The sequence below is a fragment of the Nocardiopsis lucentensis DSM 44048 genome, from assembly GCF_000341125.1.
Classification (GTDB): domain Bacteria; phylum Actinomycetota; class Actinomycetes; order Streptosporangiales; family Streptosporangiaceae; genus Nocardiopsis; species Nocardiopsis lucentensis.
The window spans coordinates 1-1,466 of sequence record NZ_ANBC01000950.1; the positions used below are offsets into that span (position 1 = coordinate 1).

At 66.1% G+C, this 1,466-nt stretch carries 1 protein-coding gene; it reads left to right on the top strand.

The window, feature by feature from the left end:
* Positions 1-235: 235 nt before the first annotated feature.
* The gene (locus tag D471_RS37425) at positions 236-1,330 is read left to right on the top strand and encodes a tyrosine-type recombinase/integrase (protein WP_241479768.1); all 1,095 of its coding nucleotides are present in this window, start codon (positions 236-238) and stop codon (positions 1,328-1,330) included.
* The last annotated feature ends 136 nt before the right edge of the window (positions 1,331-1,466 follow it).

The following is a 1,466-nucleotide window of genomic DNA, read 5'->3' on the forward strand; positions in this document are numbered from 1 at the left end:
TGACACCGATCACTGACCCGGACGAACGTTTCCGGCCACAGCACTAGCTGCGGGCTAGGGTCCCTCAGCTGGATCGGACCTACCTTCCGTAGCAGGAGGTGGTCATGACGAACTCTCAAGAAACCCGGCACGAAACAAGGTGTTGAGCCCCGCCCTGGTCCAGGAGGCGTTCGACGCGATCTCTCGGCACACCAGACACACTGGGTCCCCGTTGTCGCCGACGACGGTGCAACGGGTGCGCGCCACGCTACGGGCGGCGTTGAACACCGCGGTGCGCGAGCGGCTGCTGCCGTCCAACCCGGCCCAGGGGCTGCGGTTGGAACCCGGCGCGGGCGCGCGTCCGGTGGTGTGGACCGACCAGGCGCTGGCTGAGTGGCGCCATGGCGAGGTGCGGCCTGCGGCGGCGATGTGGACGGTGGAGCAGACCCGCGCGTTCTTGGATTTCGTGTCCGGCCATCGGCTGTACGGCCTGTTTCACCTGGTGGTGATGACGGGGTTGCGGCAGGGTGAGGTGGTGGGTTTGCGGTGGGAGGACGTCGACCTGGTCAAAGGGACGGTGCGTGTGGCGCGTCAGCTCCAGTCCGGTCGGGGCGGGCTGGTGGAGTCGGTGCCCAAGAGTGCTGCGAGCCGCCGGATGTTGGCCTTGGACCACACCACCACGGGAGCGTTGCGCCGCCACCAGTGGCGCCAGCAGAAGGAAGCCGAGGCGCGGGGGCAGGGGTGGAATCCGCGCGAGTTCGTGTTCACCGGGGCGCGTGGAGGTCCGTTGGCTCCGGAGCGCCTCTCGCGCCTGTTCCGCATGCTCAATACCGAGAGCGGGTTGCCGCCGGTGCGGTTGCACGATCTGCGGCACGGGGCGGCGACGTTGGCGTTGGCGGCGGGGGTGGAGTTGAAGGTGGTGCAGGCGATGCTGGGCCATGCGAGCATCGTGCTGACCGCGGACACCTACGCCAGTGTGCTGCCGGAGGTAGCCCACGAGGCGGCGGAGCGGACGGCGTGGCTGGTGCTGCTGGACGCCGGGAGGACTGGTCGGCATACGAGGGGGCGCCGTGGTCGCCGGGGTCTGGTCCTGGTCCCACCCTGGACCCACTGGCAGAACGACTCGGTTGGACCCCGGTCAGGTAAGGCTGTGAACTGGGGTTTTGTGGCGCATCTGGCAGGATTCGAACCTGCGGCCATCGGATTAGAAGCGATGACGCCTCGCGAGGTTCTTGTCGCACGGTTGTTGGGGCTGGGTCTGTGTCCGGAAACCTCGGGGCACCTCACTTTCGGCTGCCAGCGGGGTCATTTGCCCGGTTTTCGACTCATTGTTTATTTCTGTGCTGTATGAGTGCCTTTCCGGGGATCGGATCACTCGCGGCGGCCGCTTCCCCGACTTTCGGGTAAAGTGGTGGCATATACAGCTTTCGACATCAGATGCCTACTGAGTTTTTCGTTAGTTCTTCGGGTATGAGGGGATTGGTCGT